This window comes from Pseudomonas azerbaijanoccidentalis, from assembly GCF_019145495.1.
Classification (GTDB): Bacteria; Pseudomonadota; Gammaproteobacteria; order Pseudomonadales; family Pseudomonadaceae; genus Aquipseudomonas; species Aquipseudomonas azerbaijanoccidentalis.
In genome coordinates this window covers 924,396-946,667 of record NZ_JAHSTU010000001.1, presented here as the reverse complement: position 1 = coordinate 946,667, position 22,272 = coordinate 924,396, and the positions used below count along the sequence as shown (strand labels likewise).

Genomic DNA, 22,272 nt, shown 5'->3' with positions numbered 1-22,272 from the left:
CGGTTCAAGGCTTCTGACGTTTTTTGGATGGGGACAACAATACTTCATTCCGGGCCCATTTCGCAGCCCGGACTATCGGATGACAGACAGATAAAATCGCATTGGCCTCAAGAAATCGCTAGCAGGCTAGCTCCCACAGGAGAACGCATTCCAAATGTGGGAGCCAGCCTGCTGGCGATGGGGCCATCCCTGCCACCCTCAATTACAGGTGCAGTGCATGCCCCAACGCCCGCAACGCCGCTTCCTGCACCGCTTCGCCCAGGGTCGGGTGCGCATGGATGGTGCCGCCGATGTCTTCCAGCCGCGCGCCCATTTCCAGGCTTTGCGCGAACGCCGTGGACAGTTCCGACACACCTACGCCCACCGCCTGCCAACCGACAATCACATGATTGTCTCGACGGGCGACCACGCGCACGAAGCCGCTTTTCGATTCCAGGGTCATCGCCCGGCCATTGGCGGCGAACGGGAAGCTGGAAACGATGCAGTCCCAACCTGCAGCCTTTGCTTCGTCCGGGGTCTTGCCGACCACCACCAGTTCCGGGTCGGTGAAGCACACGGCGGCGATGGCGGTAGGGTTGAACTCGCGGGACTTGCCGCTGATCAGCTCGGCGACCATCTCGCCTTGCGCCATGGCCCGGTGCGCGAGCATCGGTTCGCCGCTCAGGTCGCCGATGGCGTACACGTTGCGCATGCTGGTCTGGCAGCGGTTGTCGATCTTGATCGACGAGCCGTTCATGTCCAGGTTCAGCGCTTCGAGGTTCCAGCCCTGAGTATTCGGTTTACGGCCCACGGCCACCAGTACCTGGTCAGTTTCCAGGTTCAAGGTGTCGCCGCTCGGTTCTAAAACTTGCAAGGTATTGTTCGAAGAATCAAAGCCTTGCACGCTATGTTTCAAGTAAAGCTTCACGCCGAGTTTTTTCAGTTCGTCGTGTACCGGTTGCGTCAGTTCGGCGTCGTAAGCCGGCAGGATTCGATCCTGAGCCTCCACCACGCTGACCTCGGCACCGAGCTTGCGATAGGCGATACCCAGCTCCAGGCCGATGTAACCACCACCGACCACGATCAAGCGCTTGGGCACGGTGGTTGGCGCCAGGGCTTCGGTGGAGGATATGATCGGTCCGCCAATCGGCAGCATCGGCAGGTTGACGCTTTTCGAACCGGTGGCCAGCACCAGGTGCTCGCACTGGATGCGCGTGTCGCCAACGTCAACAGTTTTACCGTCGACGACCTTGGCCCAGCCTTGAACGACCTGAACCTTGTTCTTTTTCAGCAGCGCAGCAACACCCGTGGTCAGGCGATCGACGATGCCGTCCTTCCACTCGACGCTCTTGGTGATGTCGAGGGTCGGTGCCGAAACGCTGATACCCAGAGCCGAATGCTGGCTGTGGTGTTGCGTTTGGTGAAACTGCTCGGCAACGTGAATCAACGCCTTGGACGGGATACAGCCGATATTCAGGCAAGTGCCACCCAACGATTGGCCTTCCACCAGAATGGTCGGGATGCCTAACTGGCCGGCGCGGATCGCCGTCACATAACCGCCAGGGCCGCCGCCGATGATCAGCAGCGTGGTGTTCAGAGTTTGCATCACTTACTCCACAAACAAGGTAGCGGGTTGTTCGAGCAAGCCACGAATGGCCTGGATGAAAAGCGCCGCGTCCATGCCGTCGACCACGCGGTGATCGAAGGAGCTGGAGAGGTTCATCATCTTGCGGATCACGACCTGGCCTTTGATCACCATTGGCCGTTCGACGATCTTGTTGACGCCGACAATCGCCACTTCCGGCAGGTTCAGCACCGGCGTGCTGACGATGCCGCCCAACGCACCAAGGCTGGTCAGGGTGATCGTTGAGCCGGACAGTTCATCGCGGCTGGCCTTACCGTTACGGGCAGCCGTGGCCAATCGGGCGATTTCGCTCGCGCTGTCCCACAGGCTGCGGGCTTCGGCGTGACGGACCACCGGCACCATCAAACCGATGTCGGCCTGGGTGGCGATGCCCACATGCACCGCGCCGAGGCGGGTGATGACCTGGGCTTCGTCGTCGTAACGGGCATTGATCTGCGGGAAGTCGCGCAGGGCGACGACCATGGCGCGGACCAGGAATGGCAACAACGTCAGCTTGCCGCGGGTCGCACCGTGTTTTTCGTTGAGGTGCGCGCGCAGTTCTTCCACGGCGGTGACGTCGATTTCTTCGACGTAACTGAAGTGGGCAGCGCGCTGGGTGGCGTCCTGCATGCGCTGGGCGATCTTGCGGCGCATGCCGATCACCGGAATTTGTTCTTCGTCAGTGCGCTGGGTGTAAGCGCTGCTGATCGACGATGCATTGGACTGACCCTGCGCCAGGTAGTCGTCGAGGTCTTCATGCAGCACGCGACCGGCCGGGCCGGTGCCACGCACCAGGCGCAGTTGAATGCCCAAGTCCAGCGCATGCTTGCGCACGGCCGGCGAGGCCAACGGACGCTCATCGGCTTCGCGAGCGACCATCGGACCTTGGCAAACGGCGGCTTTCGGCGCTGCGGCAGCGACCGGTTTGCTTGCCACCACAGGTTCAACTTTCGGCGCAGCTACTGGCGCTTCTTTAACGGGTGCCGGTTGAGCCGACTCCTTAACGTTGCCCGCACCTTCGACTTCAATGCTGATCAGCACACTGCCGACCGCCATGACTTCGCCCGGTTGACCGCCGAGGGCGATGACCTTGCCATGCACCGGCGACGGGATATCGACCATCGCCTTGTCGGTCATCACATCGGCCAGCACCTGATCTTCGACGACCATGTCGCCAACTTTGACGTGCCACACCGACAATTCAACTTCTGCAATGCCTTCGCCAATGTCCGGCATTTTAATAACGTGCGTGCCCATTCAGACCTCCATGACCCGTTTCAAAGCCGCGCCCACTCGGGACGGACCAGGGAAATACGCCCACTCTTGCGCGTGCGGGTAGGGGGTGTCCCAGCCGGTGACGCGTTCGATTGGCGCTTCCAGGTGGTGGAAGCAATGCTCTTGCACCAGCGACACCAGTTCGGCGCCGAAACCGCAGGTGCGGGTGGCTTCATGGACCACCACGCAGCGGCCGGTTTTCTTCACCGACTTGACGATGGTTTCCAGGTCCAGCGGCCACAGACTGCGCAGGTCGATGACTTCGGCGTCGATGCCGGTTTCTTCAGCGGCCACTTGCGAGACGTACACGGTGGTGCCGTAAGTCAGGATGGTCACGTCTTTGCCCGGACGGGTGATGGCAGCGACGTCCAGCGGCACGGTGTAGTAGCCATCCGGCACTTGCGCGGCCGGGTGTTTCGACCACGGGGTTACCGGGCGGTCGTGATGGCCGTCGAACGGGCCGTTGTACAGGCGTTTCGGCTCCAGGAAGATCACCGGGTCATCGTTTTCAATGGAGGCAATCAACAGGCCCTTGGCGTCGTAGGGGTTGGATGGCATCACGGTGCGCAGCCCGCACACCTGGGTGAACATCGCCTCGATGCTCTGGCTGTGGGTCTGGCCGCCGTAGATGCCGCCGCCGCAAGGCATGCGCAGGGTCATCGGCGCGGTGAACTCGCCGGCCGAGCGATAACGCAGGCGGGCGGCTTCGGAAATGATCTGGTCGGAGGCTGGGTACACATAGTCGGCGAACTGGATCTCGGCCACCGGACGCAAGCCATAGGCGCCCATGCCCACGGCAACGCCGACGATGCCGCTTTCGGAGATCGGTGCGTCGAACACCCGCGAGGTGCCGTACTTGTTCTGCAGGCCTTCGGTGCAGCGGAACACGCCGCCGAAGTAACCGACGTCCTGGCCGAATACCACGACGTTGTCGTCACGCTCAAGCATCACATCCATGGCCGAGCGCAGGGCCTGGATCATGGTCATGGTGGTCGTGGTCATGGCGGTTTCCAGCTCGATATTGTTGTTGTGATCGTTCATGTCAGATCCCCAACTCTTGACGCTGGCGCTTCAAGTGCTCCGGCATCTCTTTGTAGACGTCTTCGAACATGGTCGCGGCGCTTGGAATCTGGCCGCCGGCGAGGGTGCCGTATTGTTCGGCTTCTTTTTGCGCGGCGATCACTTCGGCTTCCAGTTCGGCGCTGACGGCGGCGTGTTCCTCTTCGGACCACTGGCCGATCTTGATCAGGTGTTGCTTGAGGCGTGCGATCGGATCACCCAACGGGAAGTGGCTCCAGTCATCGGCCGGACGGTATTTGGACGGGTCATCGGAGGTCGAGTGCGGACCGGCGCGGTAGGTGACCCATTCGATCATGGTCGGACCGAGATTGCGGCGGGCGCGTTCGGCGGCCCAGGCAGAAGCAGCGTAGACCGCGAAGAAATCGTTGCCGTCGACCCGCAGGGAGGCAATGCCGCAACCAACGCCGCGACCGGCGAAGGTGGTGGCTTCGCCACCGGCAATCGCCTGGAAAGTGGAGATCGCCCATTGGTTGTTGACCACGTTGAGGATCACCGGCGCGCGGTAGACGTGGGCGAAGGTCAGGGCGGTGTGGAAGTCCGACTCAGCGGTGGCGCCGTCGCCGATCCACGCCGAGGCGATTTTGGTGTCGCCCTTGATCGCCGAGGCCATGCCCCAGCCCACGGCTTGCACGAACTGGGTGGCGAGGTTGCCGGAGATGGTGAAGAAACCGGACTCTTTGACCGAGTACATGATCGGCAACTGGCGTCCCTTGAGCGGATCGCGCTCGTTGGACAGCAGTTGGCAGATCAGGTCCACCAGCGGCACTTCGCGGGCCATCAGGATGCTTTGCTGGCGGTAGGTGGGGAAGCACATGTCGTCGATGTTCAAGGCAAGGGCCTGGGCGCTGCCAATGGCTTCTTCGCCGAGGCTCTGCATGTAGAACGACATTTTCTTCTGGCGCTGGGCGACCACCATGCGGTTGTCGTAGATGCGCGTCTTGAGCATGGCGCGCATGCCTTTTCGCAGAATTTCCGTGGGTACGCCTTCGGCCCACGGACCCAAGGCGTTGCCCTGGTCGTCGAGCACGCGAATCAGGCCGCGGGCCAGGTCTGCCGTGTCGGCCGGTTCTACGTCGATTGGGGGTTTGCGCACCATGCCGGCATCGGTCAGATGCAGGTAGGAGAAGTCGGTTTTGCAACCGGGACGGCCCGAGGGTTCAGGGACGTGCAGGCGCAGCGGTTCGTACGCTTGGGTCATGGCTTCTACGCTCGATCTTGTGAATTTCTTGTAGTGAGCTGACAGATTTCGTTCGGTAGAAGAAATCTTGTCCTACAACAATCATAGGCCCGGCCAAGAAGAATATTTCTCTCTGTTTCATTGCGCTCACGACCATTTGCAGATAAAAAATCTGCATAAACATAAAAAACAGGTGGTTTTGTCTCATGCGTAAACTCGACCGTACCGATATCGGCATTCTCAACAGCCTTCAGGAGAACGCGCGCATCACCAATGCCGACCTCGCACGCTCGGTCAACCTGTCGCCGACGCCGTGCTTCAACCGGGTCAAGGCGATGGAAGAACTGGGCCTGATTCGCGAGCAGGTGACGCTGCTGGACGCTGATCTGCTGGGGCTGCATGTGAACGTGTTCATCCACGTCAGCCTGGAGAAGCAGGTGGAGGAGGCGTTGCAGCATTTCGAAGAGGCGATCTCCGACCGTCCGGAGGTGATGGAGTGCTACCTGATGGCCGGCGATCCGGATTACCTGATCCGCGTTCTGGTGCCGACCATCCAGTCGCTGGAACGCTTCATGATGGACTTTCTGACCAAGGTGCCGGGGGTGGCGAACATTCGTTCGAGCTTTGCCCTCAAGCAAGTGCGCTATAAGACGGCGCTGCCGTTGCCGGCGAATGGATTGACGCTGGGTAATTGAAGATCAAAAGATCGCAGGCTTCGCCAGCTCCTACATGGATCACGTACAACCGCGATATCGCATGTATACCCGGAGCCTGTAGGCGCTGCCGCAGGCTGCGATCTTTTGCTCTTAAAATTTGTTAAGCGGGATTTTCAGGTAGGTCACGCCATTGTCCTCAGCCGGCGGCAGATTCCCCGCCCGCACATTGACCTGGATCGCCGGCAGCATCAGTGTCGGCATGCCCAACCCCTCATCACGCCGGGTGCGCATGGCCACGAAGGTGGCTTCGTCGATGCCGTCGTGCACGTGGATGTTGTTTTTTCGCTGGTCGCCAACCGTGGTCATGCACTGCGGGGCGCGGCCTTCGGGCGGGTAATCGTGGCAGACGTACAGGCGCACGCTGGCGGGGAAGGCCAGCAGTTTGTGGATCGAGGCGAACATCTGGTTGGCGTTGCCGCCGGGGAAGTCGCAGCGTGCGGTGCCGACGTCCGGCATGAACATTGTGTCGCCGACCAGAATCACATCGTTGCCGATCAGGTACGCCATGTCGGCCGGGGTATGGCCGGGCACATGTAACGCCGTGGCCTTGAGGTTGCCGATGCGGAAAGATTCGTCGGGGGCGAACAGGTGATCGAATTGCGAGCCATCAATGCAGAACTCCGGCTCAAGGTTGAACAGCGCCTTGAACGCGTTTTGCACCTTGCAGATCGATTGGCCAATGGCGATCTTGCCACCCAGCTCCCGGCGCAGGTAAGGCGCGGCGGAGAGGTGATCGGCATGGGCGTGGGTTTCCAGCAGCCACTGCACCTGCAAGCGGTGCTCGCGCACGAATGCGATGATCCGGTCGGCCTGCACAGTGGTGGTTCGCCCGGCGGCGGGATTGTAGTCGAGTACCGGGTCGACGATCGCGCATTGCCCGCCATCCGCTTCGTAGATCACGTAGCTGTAGGTGGACGAGGCATCATCGAAAAAGGCTTCAATCAGGGCAGGCATGGTGGCTGTTTCTTCGTGAACAAGCCCTGAGGTTAGTTTCATTTTCCCTGCGCTGACCAGCCCCGCGTCAATTCTGTTAACGAAAAAACCGGGCGGGCTCTATCCTGTCACTCTATCGATACCGGGCGTTCCCGGCCTTTGTCATGGATTACGAGCGTTTTATGTTGCTGGCGAGTTTTTTTGGTGTGGTCATGGGACTGGTACTGGGTTTGACCGGGGCGGGTGGCGGCATTCTGGCCGTGCCGGCGTTGGTGCTCGGCCTTGGCTGGAGCATGACCACGGCGGCGCCCGTTGCATTGTTTGCGGTGGGCAGTGCGGCGGCGGTGGGTGCCATCGACGGTCTGCGTCATGGCCTGGTGCGCTATCGCGCGGCGTTGTTGATTGCGGCACTCGGCGCGGTGTTTTCGCCCGTGGGCATCTATTTCGCCCATCAGTTGCCGGAAAAAATCCTGATGATCCTGTTCAGCCTGCTGATGGTCATGGTGGCCTGGCGCATGCTGCGTCGTGAGCGCAAGGACGACGGCCCAAGCGATCACGGCCACGCCAATTGGGGCCAGAAGAACTGCATGCTCGATCAACAGACCGGACGCTTTTCCTGGACCGCCAAATGCACCGCGACCTTGGCCGCGCTCGGCGCGGTGACCGGTGTGGTATCGGGCTTGCTGGGCGTGGGTGGCGGGTTTCTGATCGTGCCGGCCTTCAAGCAACTGACTGACGTGCAGATGCGCGGGATCGTGGCCACGTCGTTGATGGTGATCAGCCTGATTTCGGCCATCGGCGTGATCGGCGCGTTCCATGCCGGGGTGCGCATCGATGGCTTGGGCATTGCCTTCATTGTCTCCAGCATTGTCGGCATGGTCATCGGCCGCAGGCTCTGCGCCCAGGTGCCGGCGCGGGCGTTGCAAGTGGGGTTCGCCAGCATCTGTCTGGTAATCGCCCTCTACATGCTTGCGCGCGCCTTATAACGCTCGATATTGCAGGCTGAAAGCCAGTTCAGCGGTTTGCCCTTGCTCCAGCAAACGCAACCCCGGACGGCCGGGCAGGTGATGCGCGTTGACCGGGTGGCTGACCGGTTCGATGCAGAAAAACTTCAGGCCAACCGGGCAGTAGAGCAGGTAGTAATCGCTGCCGGTGGCTTGGCACTCCAGCTCGTAACCGAGGTCCGGTTGCTGGATCAGGCAATGGCCATCCCATTCGCAGAAGCCGTTATCGACCAGTGTTTCGGGGAGCGGCTTGAGTGCCTGGAAATCCCAGTCGGCGGGCAGGCTGTCGAGTTGAGTTGGCAGTTTGCTGCTGTCGCACAACCAGACCTGACGGGCCGGCGCGCGCAAGCGGGTGTTGGCGGTGCGCGGCAGATACGGATGCAATCCCAGACCATGCCAGGCGGCTTGCTCCGCCTGATGCGTCACGCTCAGTTCGATGCTCAGTTTGCCTTCGCTCAGATGGAAGCGTTGGCGGGCGCAGTAAGCAAAAGGGCAGGCGCTGTCGAGTTGCAGCACCACTTCATGCGCTGTTGAAGACACCACCTGCCAGGGTTGCTGCCAGGCGCTGCCATGAATCGGCAGGGGATCGGTGAGGCTGTTGGGGTGCAGGGCCAGCCAGCCATCGGGGCAGTCGAAACCGCCCTGGGCAATCCGGTTGGACCACGGCACCAACGGGAAGCAACCGAGCTTGCCCGGCAACCCGGTGTTGAGTGCTTGGGCATCGGCGTGGCGCAACAGCGGCTGGCCGGTGCTGCGCACGGTCCAGTTGACGATACTGCCACCCAGTTCCGGGGCGAGGGTGAGGCGGGTGAATTCGTCTTCGAGTTCGAGAAGGATCATGGTTTATCGTTCTGCGTTGAATAGTTGAAAAGATCGCAGCCTGCGGCAGCTCCTACAGCGAAACGCACTGACCTGTAGGAGTTGCCGAAGGCTGCGATCTTTTTAAGGGATTACAACACCAAATGCGGCAACCACAGCGACAGCGCAGGAATGTAAGTCACGGCCATCAGCACCAGGAACAGCACGCCGTAGAACGGCAGCAGGGCTTTCACGGTTTTTTCGATACTGACTTTACCCACGGCCGACCCCACAAAGAGTACCGCGCCCACCGGCGGCGTTATCAATCCGATCCCCAGGTTCACCAGCATGATCATGCCGAACTGCACCGGGTCCACGCCAATGCCCAGAATCACCGGCATCAAAATCGGCGTGAGGATCAGGATCAGCGGCGCCATGTCCATCACCGTGCCGAGCAACAGCAGCATGACGTTGATGCACATCAGGATCACGTAACGGTTGTCCGACAGCGTCAGGAACATCGTGGTGATCTTCGCCGGAATCTGCATCAGGGTCATGATGTAGCCGAAGCTGGCGGCGAAACCGATCAGGATCATCACAATCGAGATCGTGCGCACCGTGCGGTGCATCAGTTTCGGTAGCTCGCTCCACTTGTAGTCGCGGTAGATGAACATGGTCACGAAGAACGACCACAACACCGCAATCGCCGCAGACTCGGTGGCGGTGAAAATACCCGAAAGAATACCGCCGAGAATGATGACCATCGCCATCAGGCCCCACAGTGCTTCGCCGCAGATCTTCAGCGCTTCGCGCATCGGAATGACTTCGCCTTTAGGGTAGTCACGCTTCTTGGCGAAGATCAGGCACAGCACCATCAGGCACACGCTCATCAACAGGCCCGGCACCACGCCGGCCATGAACAACGAGGCAATCGACACCGTGCCGCCAGCCGCCAGCGAGTAGAGCACCGAGTTGTGGCTTGGCGGGGTCAGCAGGGCTTGTACCGAGCCGCTGACCGTCACGGCGGTGGCGAAATCACGCGGATAACCGCGACGCTCCATCTCGGGAATCAGTACCGAACCGACCGAAGCGGTATCCGCCACCGAAGAACCGGAGATCGCACCGAAGAACGTCGAGGCCATGATGTTGACCAGCGACAGACCGCCACGCACGAAACCCACCAGCACCCCGGCAAACGCCACCAGGCGCCGGGACATCCCGCCCTCGGCCATGATCGCACCGGCCAGCACGAAAAACGGAATCGCCAGCAGGGAGAATTTGTTCACGCCCCCGGCCACTTGAATCATCAGCGCCTGGAACGGAATGTCGATCCAGAACGCGCCGATCAGCGCAGAAAGGCCCAGCGCGTAGGCGACCGGCATGCCGATCAGGATCAACGCGATAAAGCTGCCCAACAGAATAAAAGCGTCCATTCAGGCAGCCCCTTCATTTTCTTCAACGACGTCGAAACGCACGACCCGGCGGTTGCTTTGGTCACCGAGCAAGAGTTTTTCCAGGACAAAAATCAGCGTCAGCACGCCGCCCACCGGAATCGGCATGTAGGTGATGCCCACGCGCAAGGTGGGTAGGGAGCTCATGAATTGGTTCCAGGTGGACAGGCACAGCTTGGTGCCCCAAATCGCCATGAACAGGCAGATGGTCGCCATCAGCAATTGCGAGAACACACTCATGGCTTTGCGCAGATTCGGCTGCATGCGGTCGGTGAGCATCGCCACCGCCATGTGCGAACCGGAACGATAGCTGGCAGCGGCGCCGATGAAGGTGAAGACCATCATCAACATAATCGCCGTGGGCTCAGGCCAACTGGAGCCGGTGCCGAGCACATAACGGGCAAACACACCCCAGGGGATGATCAGCGCAATGGTCAGCACGGAGAGCCCGGCGACCCAGATACAGGTCATGTAGAGCTTGTCATTGAAACGTAGCAGCAGATTCTTCATCGGGTTCCACCGTAACCGGGCGCACACGGACGTACAGCTGCGTCAGTGGCGCCGGGCCTTTCTTGAATGCAGGGAGAGTTACTGAACGGCTTCGATGCGCTTGATCAGGTCGGCGTAAGGGGCGCCGTACTTCTGGCGGACCGAGGCGGTTGCCTCATAGAAAGGTTTCTTGTCGACGGTGATGAACTCCACACCAGCGGCCTTGAGTTTCTCTTCGCTGCTGGCCGATTTCGCATCCCACAGGGTGCGTTCCTGGGCCTGGGCAGCCTTGGCGGCTTTTTTCACCAGGGTTTGCTGGTCGGGGGTGAGTTTTTCCCAGGTGATTTTCGACATCACGATCGGCTCGGGCAGGATCAGGTGGCCGGTCAGGCTGTAGAACTTGGCGTTCTGGTAGTGGTTGTGTTCGAGCAGGGTCGGCGGGTTGTTTTCCGCGCCATCGATCACGCCGGTCTGCAAGGCACTGAAGATCTCGCCGGTGTCCATCGCGATGCCATTGCCACCCATGGCGTTGATGGTTTCGATGAACATCGGGTTGCCTTGTACGCGAATCTTCATGCCCTTGAGGTCTTCCAGGCTGCGCACCGGTTTCTTGGTGTAGATGTTGCGCGTGCCGCCATCCATCCAGGCCAGGGCGACCAGGTTGAATTCGGAATTGGTGATCTTGTCGAGAATCTCGTCGCCGACTTCACCGTCGATGACTTTGCGCATGTGTGCCTGGTCGCGGAACACGAACGGCATGTTGAACACGTTCACGTCGGGCACCACCGGGCCGACGATGCCGAGGCTGACACGGGCCATCTGGATGGCGCCGACCTGAGCCTGTTCGACCACTTCCTTTTCCGAGCCGAGCACACCACCGGCGAACATCTTGAAGGTCAGTTTGCCGTCGCTGTCGGCCACCAGGGTTTTACCCAGTTGCTCTTCAGCCACCACGGTCGGATAACCGGCGGGATGGATGTCAGCGAATTTAATTTCCAGCGCATGGGCGGCGCTGCTGAGGGAGAAGGCGAAAGGGAGTGCAGCGGCGAGCAAGGTGCGTTTGAAGTCCATGGGGGTGTCTCCAGTTTTGTTGTTTTTTTTATTCAAGGCACAGCGATGCAGCAGACGCGTTCAGCTTTTGAAACCGGTTTGCGAGGGGGTGAAAAGGGGTTCGGGCAAGCCTTTGACGCCGGGGTCGAGGGCGAAAACGCCCCCGGCCAGAGACTGTGGGTCATGGTCGTCACCGGGGCGGATCGAGGTCACGTACAGCGTGTCCAGTCGACTGCCGCCGAAGGCGCACATGGTCGGTTTTTTCACCGGGACGGTGAGTGAGCGGTCGAGCCGACCGTCAGGGGTGAAGCGATGAATCAACCCGGCGTCGTTGGCGCATATCCAGTAGCAGCCGTCGGCATCCACGGCCGCACCGTCGGGACGCCCGCAGAAGTGATTCATGTCGACGAACACGCGACGGTTGGACGGCGTGCCGCTGGCGATGTCGTAGTCGAAGGCCCAGATTAATTGCACGTTGGGGTGCGAGTCGGACAAGTACATGGTCTTGCCGTCCGGGCTGAAACCCAGGCCATTGGGCACGATGAAACCGTTCAGTTGCGCTTCGACCGGCCCGCGTTGCCCGGCGCTGTAACGATAGAGCGTGCCTTCGGCAGCATTGGCGCCCATGTTGAGCACCATGCTGCCGGCCCAGAAACGCCCCTGACGGTCACAGCGACCATCGTTGAGGCGCATGTCAGGGCGAGCATGATCGACGTTGGCCAGCAGCTCGCTGTCGAGGCTGCCATCCTCATGGGCCTTCAGATGGAAGAACCCGCTCTCCATGCCGGCCACCCAGCCACCGTCGGGATGGCGGACGATGCAGGCGAGCATTTCCGGGGTTTTCCAGGCGTGGACATGCCCGGTATCGGCGCTCCAGCGTTGCAGGCCACCGGCGGGAATATCGACCCAGTACAGGGCATTTTCCTCGGCGACCCAGACCGGACTTTCACCGACCGCATTGCGGGCATCGACAATCAATTCGGCTTGCATGGCAACTCATTCCCTTGGGTTTTTGTTGTGGGGATCAAGTGGTAAACGTTGTGGCTTCAGTCGCCGAACGGGCCGGCTGCGCAAAAAGCGCCACCTTGATAAACCCGCGCCGGGTCGTCGGCGGCCGGCAACGGTTGCGCTTCGACCTTTTCGCGGAACACTTCAGAGGTGTCCTTTGGGGCGTAGCCGAGGTTGGCGGCGTAGCGGTTGTCCCACCAGATGTCCTTGTTGTCGGACATGCCGTAGACCACGGTGTGGCCGACATTCGGGGTGTACAGCGCACGTTCGAGCAATTGGGTCAGGTCGCCGAAGCTCAGCCAAGTGCTCATCATCCGGCGGTTCTGCGGCTCGGGGAACGACGAGCCGATGCGCACGCTGACGGTCTCGATGCCGTAGCGATCGAAGTAGAACGTGGCCATGTCTTCGCCATAGGACTTGGACAAGCCGTAGTAGCTGTCGGGACGATGCGGCGAGTGGGCGTCGATGACTTCGTCTTGCTTGTAGAAGCCGATGACGTGGTTGGAGCTGGCGAAGATCACGCGCTTGACGCCATGCCGGCGTGCCGCTTCGTAGATGTGGAACACGCCGCAGATGTTGGCGCCGAGGATCTGCTCGAACGAATGCTCGGTGGACACACCGCCAAAGTGCAGGATGGCGTCCACGCCTTCGACCAGTTGATGCACGGCTTGCTTGTCCGCGAGGTCGCAGGGCACGACTTCTTCGCGGTCATCAATGGCCGGGGCGATGTCGGCGATGTCCGACAGGCGAATGACGTTGGCATACGGGCGCAGGCTTTCGCGCAAGACTTTGCCCAGGCCACCGGCGGCGCCGGTCAGCAGCAGGCGATTGAAAGGCGTGTGGGTGGTTGCAGTGGTCGTCATGGGAATCCCTGGACAAGCGGTAATTGTTGTTGAATTGTTGTATGTTGTCGTACGACTAAGCGAAGTATCGTTAGGCTTTCCGGTTCTTGTCAACGCGACTTTGGTGGAAATTGACGGAGGGTACCCTCCGTCACGCAACTTGTAGCAGCTGGCGCAGCCTGCGTTCGGCTGCGAAGCAGTCGTCAAACCAGAACTCGCGGTGCATCAGCGAATCCCTGCTCGCCGGGTTTACGACTGCTGCGCAGCCGAACGCAGGCTGCGCCAGCTGCTACAGAGTTAAGGGCGCGCCGATCTGGCTTTTACAGCAACGAAATCGGATAGCTGATAAACAACCGGTTTTCGTCGAACTCGTTGGTGCTGAAGTTTTTGCGAATGCTCGCGTTGCGCCATTTGACGTTGAGGTTTTTCAGCGGACCGCTCTGCACCGTGTAGGCCAGTTCCGATTCACGACCCCATTCCTTGCCATCAGTGATGGTCCCGGTGTGCACGTTGTCACCGCTGATGTAGCGGTTCATCAACGTCAGGCCGGGAACGCCCAGTGCGACGAAATTGTAGTCGTGACGCACCTGCCAGGATTTTTCCTTGGCGTTGTCGTAGCTGGAGTTGTAGCTGTCGTTGGCCAGGGTGCCGCCGCTGGTGCCGTTGACGCGCATCCACACATCGTCGCCGCTGAGTTTCTGCAAGCCGACGTAGAACGTGTTGCCACCGTATTTGGCCGAGAGCAGGGCGAACGCAGTTTTGTTGTCCAGGTCACCGGCCAGCGCGCTGCCGTCTTCCTTGCCGATGAAGTAGCCAAGGTTGGCGCCGAGGGTCCAGTCGCCGATGGGCTGGCTGTGGCTCAGGTTGAAATACTGTTGTTGATAGATGTCGCTGAGCTCGGCATACCACACGCCGACCTGGGTGCGCTTTTCATTGAACGCATATTCGCCCCCGCCGAAGTTGAAACGGTCCGAACTGAAGGCGGCTGATTTGCCGTTCATGAACATGTCTTCCATGCTCGCATCGTTACGCGGGCTGTTCTGGCGGAACTGGCCTCCGTAAAGCGTCAGGCCGCTGATTTCGGTGGAGGTTATCTGGCCGCCCTGGAAGGTTTGCGGCAGCGAGCGACCGTCATCGGAGCGCAGGATCGGCAGCACCGGCATCCACTCGCCGACTTTCAATTCGGTTTTCGAAATCTTGCCTTTGAGCGCGACACCCAGGCGCCCGAAGTTGTCAGCGGGGCGGCCGTCACTGTGGATCGGCAGCAGTTGCGTACCGCCGGTGCCTTTACCGCCGTCGAGTTTTTGCGAGTACATGCCCAACACGTCGATACCGAAACCGACTGGCCCTTGGGTGAAACCGGACTTGGCATCGAGGATGAAGTTCTGCGTCCACTCTTCAGCCTTGCCTTGCGGATAGGCAGGGTTGGTGTAGTTGCGATTGAAGTAGGCGTTACGCAGGTTCAGCGTGGCTTTGGCGTCATCGGTAAAGCCTTCGGCCTGGCTGGTCATGGGCAGGGCGAGAGCCAGGCTGCCGCAACCGATCAGGCTGAGGGTGTGGCGACGGGCGAAGGTTGGGCGTGAACTGCGGATGGACGAATTGCGGGCGAGCTTGCTCACTGTGACGCTCCCTTTCATTTTTGTTTTTATTGTTTGTCATACGTCGTCGTACAACATTGCCGGCGATTATTTACAGGCCAATTCAATGTTGTCAATCGGAAGTTATACGATGACTTGCCGGGGAGGTGCAGGCATGAAATGTTTGGTTTGACCCAGTCGCCCCGAGCTAGAGCGGGTGCTAGTCTTGTTTAACGCTGTTGTCGGGGAGCCCTTATGGGCAATCACAAGATCGAGATTCGTCGCAGTAATGTTGAAAAAATCCTGCTGGGGGCCGAAAAAGTGTTCGCCGAGAAAGGCTTCGGCAGCACCGCCATGGCCGATATCGCCGCCGAAGTGCAATTGCCGCGCTCCAACCTGCATTACTACTTCAGCACCAAGACCGAGCTGTACAGTGCGGTGCTGTTCGATCTGCTGGAAGTGTGGAAACAGGACGCGCTGTGCTTCGAGATGTTCGACGATCCGCGTGTCGTACTCAGCAGCTACATCCGCGCAAAGATGAACCACTCGCGCAGTCGGCCTTACGGTTCGAAAGTCTGGGCCAACGAGATCATCCACGGCGCGCCAACATTGGGCGTGGCGCTGGATGCGAGCCTGTATGACTGGGCCAAGATGAAAGAAGCGAAAATCCGCCAATGGGTGGACGACAAACGCATCCTGGCGGTGGAGCCTTCGAGCCTTCTGTACATGATCTGGGCGTCGACCCAGCACTACGCCGACTTCGATCACCAGGTGAACATCCTCAATGACCATCAGCCGCTGTCGGACATGCAGTTCGAGCGGGCGATACAGACGGTGACCAGCGTGATTTTGCGCGGGATAGGGTTGGAACCGTAAAAGATCGCAGCCTTCGGCAGCTCCTACAGAGACACGCGTTCCCTGTAGGCGCTGCCGAAGGCTGCGATCTTTTGATCTTAACAATCAAACGGCGACGTGGTACGGATTCCTCGGGTCATGATTCCAGTCCAGAAACGGCTTGCCGGTTTCCACGGGCACCATCTCGATGCAGTCCTGCACGGGGCAGGTGATCTGGCACAGGTTGCAACCCACACATTCCTCATCGATCACTTCATAACTGTGCGTACCGTCGGCCTTTTTCAGGCTGGCTACGGCCTGGTGCGAGGTGTCTTCGCAAGCGATGTGGCAACGACCACAACCGATACAGGCCTCTTGGTCGATTTTGGCGATCACCTGATAGTTGATGTCCAGGTACTTCCAGTCGGTGGTGTTGCCCACCGCACGCCCGGAAAACTGCGCAATGCTGGTGTAGCCCTGACTGTCCATCCACCGCGACAGGCCGTCCTTCATTTCTTCGACAATCCGGAAACCGTGGAGCATCGCCGCCGTGCACACCTGCACCGAACCGCAGCCCAAGGCAATGAACTCTGCGGCATCGCGCCAGTTGCCGATGCCGCCAATGCCACTGATGGGCAGGCCGTGGGTCTGCGGGTCGCGGGCAATTTCGGCGACCATGTTCAAGGCAATCGGCTTGACCGCCGAACCGCAATAACCGCCGTGAGTGCTTTGGCTGCCGACGATTGGGTTGGCGACCATGCGCTCCAGATTGACGCTGGTGATCGAGTTGATGGTGTTGATCAACGACACCGCATCGGCGCCGCCTCGATGCGCGGCACGGGCCGCGACTCGGATATCGGTGATGTTGGGCGTGAGTTTGACGATCACCGGCAGCGAGCAATACGTTTTGCACCAGCGGGTGACCTGCTCGACGTACTCCGGCACCTGGCCGACCGCCGCACCCATGCCGCGTTCCGGCATGCCGTGGGGGCAACCGAAGTTCAATTCGATACCGTCGGCACCGGTGGCTTCCACCAAAGGCAGGATGTGTTTCCAGGATTCTTCGACGCAAGGCACCATCAGCGACACGATCAACGCACGATCCGGCCAGTCCTTTTTCACCTGCGTGATCTCGCGCAGGTTGATCTCCAGCGAGCGGTCGGTGATCAGTTCGATGTTGTTAAATCCGAGCACCTCTCTGTTCGCTCCGAAGTGCGCCGAGTAGCGTGACGAAACGTTCACCGCCGCCGGGTCTTCACCCAGGGTTTTCCAGACCACGCCGCCCCAGCCCGCTTCGAAAGCTCGGACCACGTTGTAGGCCTTGTCGGTCGGCGGCGCGGAGGCCAGCCAGAACGGGTTGGGGGATTTGATGCCAGCGAAGACAATCGACAGATCGGCCATTTACGCAGCCTCCACGTTGAGCATCAGTTGAGTGTGCATGGCCTCGGCGGCCCGCTTGCCGTGCTGCACGGCTTGCACGGTCAGGTCCTGATCGAGGCTGGTGCAGTCACCGCCGGCATACACGCCGGGAATGCTGGTGCGCAGGTTTTCATCCACGGCGATCCGTTCACCCTGACGCTTGAGTTCACGGGCCAGCGGGTCGGCGAGGGCGCTGCCATCGAAGGCCTGGCCGATGGCTTTGAAAATCGCGTCGGCGGCCAGCTCGAAGGTTTCACCGGTGGTTTGCAGACGACCTTCAACCAGATGCGTGCGTGAGAAACGCATGCCGCGCACCTGCCCTTGGTCATCGAGTAAAACTTCTTCCGGCTGCGCCCAAGTCAACAGGCGCACCTGATTGGCTTTGGCGATGTCTTGTTCGTGATGCGTCGCGCCCATGTCCTCGACGCCACGGCGGTACACCAGATTGACGTCGCGAGCACCGAGGCGGGCCATTTGCACGGCCATGTCGATGGCGGTGTTGCCTGCGCCGAGCACGATGCAATGCTCAGCCAGCGGCAGTTGCGTCAGGTCGTCGGCCTGGCGCAATTCGCGAATGTAGTCGGTGGCGGCCAGAATTCCCGGCGCGTCCTCGTGGACCAGGCCCAGTTGCTTGCTCGCCGCCAGACCGAGGCCGAGGAACACGGCATCGAATTGCTGATGCAGTTCGCTGAGGGTCAGGTTTTCCCCGAGTTTGTGCCCATGGCGGATTTCGATTCCGCCGATCTGCAGCAGAAAGTCGAGTTCCTTCTGTGCGTAATCGTCGACCAGTTTGTACTTGGCGATCCCGTATTCGTTGAGCCCGCCGGCCTTTTCCCGAGCCTCGAAAATCACCACGTCGTGGCCATGCATGGCACTGCGGTGGGCGCAGGACAGCCCGGCCGGCCCGGCACCGACCACGGCGATGCGTTTGCCGGTAGCGGCGGCGCGGGGGAACGGGTGTTCGCTGAAGTGCGCGTTGTCCACGGCGAAGCGCTGCAGCAGGCCGATCAACACCGGCGCGCATTCGTGGGCGTTGTTGCGTACGCAGGCTTGCTGGCAAAGGATCTCCGTTGGGCAAACCCGGGCGCAACTGCCGCCGAGGATATTGGCCGAGAGGATTTTCTGCGCCGCACCTTGCACGTTGTCCTGGTAGATGTTGCGAATGAACGAGGGAATGTCGATCTCGCTCGGGCAAGCGTTCACGCAGGGCGCGTCGTAGCAATACAGACAACGCGAAGCCTCAAGGTGCGCCTGGCGATCGTTGAGCGGCGGCGCCAGGTCGGTGAAATGGCCGGCGAGGGCGGCTGCATTCTCGTAGGGATGGGGGAGGTGGGTCAGGGTCTTGATCACGGTTTTGGCCTCACGGTAATTTGAGGTGCTGCCTCTGCTACTCGATCCCCTGTAGGAGCTGCCGAAGGCTGCGATCTTTTGACTTTGTTTTTTAAGATCAAGATCAAAAGATCGCAGCCTTCGGCAGCTCCTACGCTGGGGTGCGTTTTCCTGTGGCGCTATCCGCGTTTCACAGCAGTCGGCTGATTCAACTCAGCCCGCTTGCTCAACAAATCAAACACCGCCGGATACGCCGGCCGTTCGATGTAGCGTCCGGCACCACGCTCGGCCCGTAAATCGCCATCGGCCCAGACCACACGGCCCTGGCTGATGGTGTGGCTCGGTACACCGCGCACGGTCTTGCCTTCGAAAATGTTGAAGTCGACTTGCTGGTGATGGGTCGCGGCGGAAATCGTGCGGGTGCCTTGCGGATCCCACAGCACCAGGTCGGCATCGGCGCCGACGCGGATTGCCCCTTTGCGCGGGTAAAGGTTGAAGATCTTCGCGGTGTTGGTGGACGTCAGTGCGACGAACTGCTGCATCGAAAAACGCCCGGTGTTCACGCCTTCGTCCCACAGCACGGCCATGCGGTCTTCAATACCGGCCGTGCCGTTGGGGATTTTGCTGAAGTCGTCCTTGCCGGCGGCTTTTTGCTCGGCGCAGAAGCAGCAATGGTCGGTGGCGGTGGTGTGCAGGTTGCCGGCTTGCAGGCCATGCCACAGCGCCTCTTGATGACCGCGCGGGCGGAACGGCGGGCTCATCACGTAACCGGCGGCGGTCTGCCAGTCCGGGTGCTGATAGACGCTGTCGTCGAGTAGCAAGTGCCCGGCCAGCACTTCACCGTAGACCGGTTGCCCCTTGGCGCGGGCATAGGTGATTTCGTCGAGGGCTTCCTTGGTCGAGACATGCACCAAGTACAGCGGCGTACCGAGGGTTTCAGCAATGCGGATCGCCCGGCTCGCGGCCTCGCCTTCAACCTGGGAGGGGCGCGACAACGGATGTGCCTCCGGCCCGGTCATGCCTTGGGCCATCAGTTTACGTTGCAGGTGGTAAACCAACTCGCCGTTTTCAGCGTGTACGGTGGGCACGGCGCCCAGTTCCAGACAGCGCTCGAAACTCGCCACCAAGGTGTCATCGGCGGCCATGATCGCGTTCTTGTAGGCCATGAAATGCTTGAAGCTGTTAACCCCGTGGTGGCTCACCAGCTCGGCCATCTCTTCGCGAACCTGCTCGCTCCACCAGGTGATCGCCACATGAAAGCCGTAGTCCGACGCCGATTTCTCGGCCCAGCCACGCCACTGATGAAACGCCTCCATCAACGACTGCTGTGGGTTGGGAATCACAAAGTCGATGATCGACGTGGTGCCACCGGCCAGTCCGGCCGCCGTGCCACTGAAGAAATCTTCGCTGGCCACGGTGCCCATGAAGGGCAGTTGCATATGAGTGTGCGGATCGATGCCTCCGGGCATTAGATACTGGCCACTGCCGTCGAGTATTTCGGCACCTGCGGGAATGTCCAGGTTTTCGCCAATGGCCTTGATTACGCCGTCTGCGCAATACACATCGGCACGATAACTTTCATCATGGGTAATAACGGTAGCGCCACGGATCAACAGAGACATTCCGAGTTCCTCGCAGGCAATGACCGGCTGATACCGGTTCTAGGTGTTTTATATAAAGCGAGTGCCAACAGGGTTATTCCTGTCAGCACTGTCAGGATTAAACGCTAGCCGCAGTTGATGGAATCAGCAAGAATATTTTTTATAAGCTTATTGCTGTTTTAACTGATTGATAATTAACAATTAAAATTACAAATCACCAAAATGGTGAGGCCTCTCACCATTTTGACGCACTTGACAGGATCGAAATATGGTCAAGATTTCTTATGTGAAATCAGCTGTTTGAGTGGGTCTATGATTGATGCGCAACTTTGAAAAATAAATTCAACGCACCAGATTGAGTCCTGACTGTTCGGACAACTTGCTCGGCATTCGGCCTGAGTGTCACGGCAAACAGTCAAGTCAGATAATAAAACTGATAAACATCAGTTAGTTGCAAAGTGTTTATGGAACTGCCCGATGCGCAAGCGGGGCACTCGGCACGTTTATTGATTCCGCCAGTCCCTGATGAGCAACAATAATCAAAAGAACAGTGGAGCGGCCATGCAACAGATCAGATCGCAAGTGACCGAGCGCGACGGCTTGTTTGAGCTTGAAGCCGGCAGCGATGTCCTCGACAGTCCCCGTTATAACCACGACATTGCGCCCACCAAGGTGCGCGAACGAACCTGGAACAAATGGCACATCACCGCGCTGTGGGTCGGCATGGCGATTTGCGTACCGACCTACACCCTCGGCGGCGTGTTGACCGCCTACTTCGGCCTGAGCGTGGGTGAAGCGCTGCTGGCGATTCTGTTTGCCAACATCATTGTCCTGATCCCGCTGACGTTGAATGCCTTCCCCGGCACCAAGTACGGCATTCCGTTTCCGGTGTTGCTGCGCTCGTCCTTCGGTATCCTCGGTTCCAACATCCCGTGCCTGATCCGTGCGCTGGTGGCGTGTGGATGGTTCGGCATTCAAACGATGTTCGGTGGCCTGGCGATTCATCTGTTTCTGGGCTCGGTGTTCGAGGGCTGGAAATCCCTGGGCGGCACCGGTGAAGTGATTGGCTTCATGGTGTTCTGGGCGCTGAACCTGTGGGTGGTGATTCGCGGCGCCGAGTCCATCAAGTGGCTGGAAACCCTTTCCGCGCCGCTGCTGGTGGCGGTAGGTGTAGGCCTGCTGGTGTGGGCGATGCCGAACGTGTCGATGACTGAACTGCTGGCGATCCCGGCCAAGCGTCCGGAAGGCGCGGGCGTGGCCAGTTACTTCGCTGCCGGGCTGACGGCGATGGTCGGGTTTTGGGCGACACTGTCGCTGAATATTCCGGACTTCAGCCGCTACGCGAAAAGCCAGAAGGATCAGATCGTCGGGCAGATCATTGGCCTGCCGCTGACCATGTTCCTGTTCGCGTCCCTGGGTGTGGTGATGACCGCCGCTTCCGTGAAACTCGTGGGCGTGACGGTGTCCGATCCGGTGACGCTGATCGGCCATATCCAGAGCCCGATGTGGGTCGCACTGGCGATGGCACTGATCATCATCGCCACGCTGTCAACCAACACCGCGGCCAATATCGTTTCGCCGACAAACGATTTCCAGAACATTGCGCCCAAGGTGATCAACCGCACCAATGCCGTATTGCTCACCGGATTCGTCGGCTTGGCGTTAATGGCCCATGAGCTGTTGAAAAAGCTTGGCCTGATCGTCTCGGACATCAGTCTGGAAACCGTCTACTCCAATTGGTTGCTCGGCTATTCCAGCCTGCTCGGGCCGATCGCCGGCATCATGGTGGTGGATTATTTCCTGATCAAGAAACAGCAATTGGACCTGGCGGGTCTGTATCGCGACGACGTGTACCCGGCGTGGAACTGGAGTGGGTTCATCGCTTTCGGGGTGCCGGTGGTGCTGACGTTGTTGTCGCTGGGCAGCGACGCATTCAGCTGGTTCTACAGCTATGGCTGGTTTACCGGCTCGGCGCTGGGCGGGTTGATTTATTACGGGTTGAGTGTGATGCGGCCCAGCCCTTCAATTGCGAAATCGGCGGTGTGAACACTGGCCTCATCGCTGGCAGGCCAGCTCCCACAGGTTT

The 22,272-nt window shown here is 59.9% G+C and carries 19 protein-coding genes; 4 read left to right on the top strand and 15 right to left on the bottom strand.

Translation table 11 applies throughout. The features are described 5' to 3' along the window. Positions 1–202: 202 nt before the first annotated feature. From lpdA to KVG88_RS03885, 4 genes are read right to left on the bottom strand one after another with little or no spacing between them, the layout of a single operon-like run. Positions 203–1,585: a dihydrolipoyl dehydrogenase gene (lpdA, locus tag KVG88_RS03900; protein ID WP_217870383.1), complete on the bottom strand. Its 1,383-nt coding sequence runs from the start codon at positions 1,583–1,585 to the stop codon at positions 203–205. Positions 1,586–1,588: 3 nt separating this feature from the next. Next, complete coding sequence (locus KVG88_RS03895; RefSeq protein WP_217870382.1) at positions 1,589–2,860, bottom strand: dihydrolipoamide acetyltransferase family protein; 1,272 nt, start codon at positions 2,858–2,860, stop codon at positions 1,589–1,591. Next, positions 2,861–3,919 carry an alpha-ketoacid dehydrogenase subunit beta gene (locus KVG88_RS03890; protein ID WP_053158507.1) on the bottom strand — a complete coding sequence of 353 codons (1,059 nt, stop codon included), beginning with the start codon at positions 3,917–3,919 and terminating at the stop codon, positions 2,861–2,863. 1 nt (position 3,920) lies between these two features. Continuing rightward, a complete protein-coding gene (locus KVG88_RS03885; RefSeq protein WP_150704608.1) occupies positions 3,921–5,156 on the bottom strand; it encodes a 3-methyl-2-oxobutanoate dehydrogenase (2-methylpropanoyl-transferring) subunit alpha in 1,236 nt (411 codons plus the stop codon). Between the two features lie 185 nt (positions 5,157–5,341). Between KVG88_RS03885 and bkdR the strand changes: the two genes are divergently transcribed. Continuing rightward, positions 5,342–5,830, top strand: coding sequence for a Bkd operon transcriptional regulator BkdR (gene bkdR / locus KVG88_RS03880; RefSeq protein WP_007915088.1), 489 nt, complete (start codon positions 5,342–5,344; stop codon positions 5,828–5,830). A gap of 111 nt (positions 5,831–5,941) precedes the next feature. On the opposite strand, the gene KVG88_RS03875 is transcribed toward bkdR, so the two are convergent. Next, positions 5,942–6,805, bottom strand: a complete 864-nt coding sequence (locus tag KVG88_RS03875) for an MBL fold metallo-hydrolase (protein WP_150704609.1) — start codon at positions 6,803–6,805, stop codon at positions 5,942–5,944. A 161-nt stretch (positions 6,806–6,966) separates the two neighbouring features. On the opposite strand from KVG88_RS03875, the gene KVG88_RS03870 reads away from it, so the two are divergent. After that, on the top strand, positions 6,967–7,770 hold the full coding sequence (locus KVG88_RS03870) for a sulfite exporter TauE/SafE family protein (protein ID WP_217870874.1): 804 nt from the start codon (positions 6,967–6,969) through the stop codon (positions 7,768–7,770). Here KVG88_RS03870 and KVG88_RS03865 read toward each other — a convergent pair. From KVG88_RS03865 to KVG88_RS03835, 7 genes are all read right to left on the bottom strand, one after another. Beyond that, on the bottom strand, positions 7,765–8,628 hold the full coding sequence (locus tag KVG88_RS03865; protein ID WP_217870381.1) for an aldose 1-epimerase: 864 nt from the start codon (positions 8,626–8,628) through the stop codon (positions 7,765–7,767). The two genes, KVG88_RS03870 and KVG88_RS03865, sit on opposite strands and share 6 nt — an antisense overlap. Before the next feature lie 110 nt (positions 8,629–8,738). After that, a complete protein-coding gene (locus KVG88_RS03860) occupies positions 8,739–10,019 on the bottom strand; it encodes a TRAP transporter large permease (protein ID WP_217870380.1) in 1,281 nt (426 codons plus the stop codon). Then, complete coding sequence (locus tag KVG88_RS03855) at positions 10,020–10,547, bottom strand: TRAP transporter small permease (protein WP_217870379.1); 528 nt, start codon at positions 10,545–10,547, stop codon at positions 10,020–10,022. It lies immediately after the preceding gene. A gap of 78 nt (positions 10,548–10,625) precedes the next feature. After that, the gene (locus KVG88_RS03850; RefSeq protein ID WP_217870378.1) at positions 10,626–11,597 is read right to left on the bottom strand and encodes a TRAP transporter substrate-binding protein; all 972 of its coding nucleotides are present in this window, start codon (positions 11,595–11,597) and stop codon (positions 10,626–10,628) included. Positions 11,598–11,657: 60 nt separating this feature from the next. After that, a complete protein-coding gene (locus KVG88_RS03845; protein ID WP_150700679.1) occupies positions 11,658–12,566 on the bottom strand; it encodes an SMP-30/gluconolactonase/LRE family protein in 909 nt (302 codons plus the stop codon). Between the two features lie 56 nt (positions 12,567–12,622). After that, positions 12,623–13,447, bottom strand: coding sequence for an NAD-dependent epimerase/dehydratase family protein (locus KVG88_RS03840; protein ID WP_150700678.1), 825 nt, complete (start codon positions 13,445–13,447; stop codon positions 12,623–12,625). Between the two features lie 299 nt (positions 13,448–13,746). Next, positions 13,747–15,045: an OprD family porin gene (locus KVG88_RS03835; protein ID WP_150700677.1), complete on the bottom strand. Its 1,299-nt coding sequence runs from the start codon at positions 15,043–15,045 to the stop codon at positions 13,747–13,749. Between the two features lie 213 nt (positions 15,046–15,258). On the opposite strand from KVG88_RS03835, the gene KVG88_RS03830 reads away from it, so the two are divergent. Beyond that, positions 15,259–15,879: a TetR/AcrR family transcriptional regulator gene (locus tag KVG88_RS03830; protein WP_150700676.1), complete on the top strand. Its 621-nt coding sequence runs from the start codon at positions 15,259–15,261 to the stop codon at positions 15,877–15,879. 84 nt (positions 15,880–15,963) lie between these two features. On the opposite strand, the gene preA is transcribed toward KVG88_RS03830, so the two are convergent. From preA to hydA, 3 genes are all read right to left on the bottom strand, one after another. Beyond that, positions 15,964–17,238 carry an NAD-dependent dihydropyrimidine dehydrogenase subunit PreA gene (preA, locus tag KVG88_RS03825; RefSeq protein ID WP_150700675.1) on the bottom strand — a complete coding sequence of 425 codons (1,275 nt, stop codon included), beginning with the start codon at positions 17,236–17,238 and terminating at the stop codon, positions 15,964–15,966. Then, the gene (locus KVG88_RS03820; RefSeq protein WP_217870377.1) at positions 17,239–18,606 is read right to left on the bottom strand and encodes an NAD(P)-dependent oxidoreductase; all 1,368 of its coding nucleotides are present in this window, start codon (positions 18,604–18,606) and stop codon (positions 17,239–17,241) included. It abuts the gene before it with no gap. 158 nt (positions 18,607–18,764) lie between these two features. After that, positions 18,765–20,207 (bottom strand): dihydropyrimidinase, encoded by a 1,443-nt coding sequence (hydA, locus tag KVG88_RS03815; RefSeq protein ID WP_150700673.1) that lies wholly within the window; start codon positions 20,205–20,207, stop codon positions 18,765–18,767. Between the two features lie 540 nt (positions 20,208–20,747). Between hydA and KVG88_RS03810 the strand changes: the two genes are divergently transcribed. After that, positions 20,748–22,232 (top strand): NCS1 family nucleobase:cation symporter-1, encoded by a 1,485-nt coding sequence (locus KVG88_RS03810; RefSeq protein ID WP_217870376.1) that lies wholly within the window; start codon positions 20,748–20,750, stop codon positions 22,230–22,232. Positions 22,233–22,272: the final 40 nt, after the last annotated feature.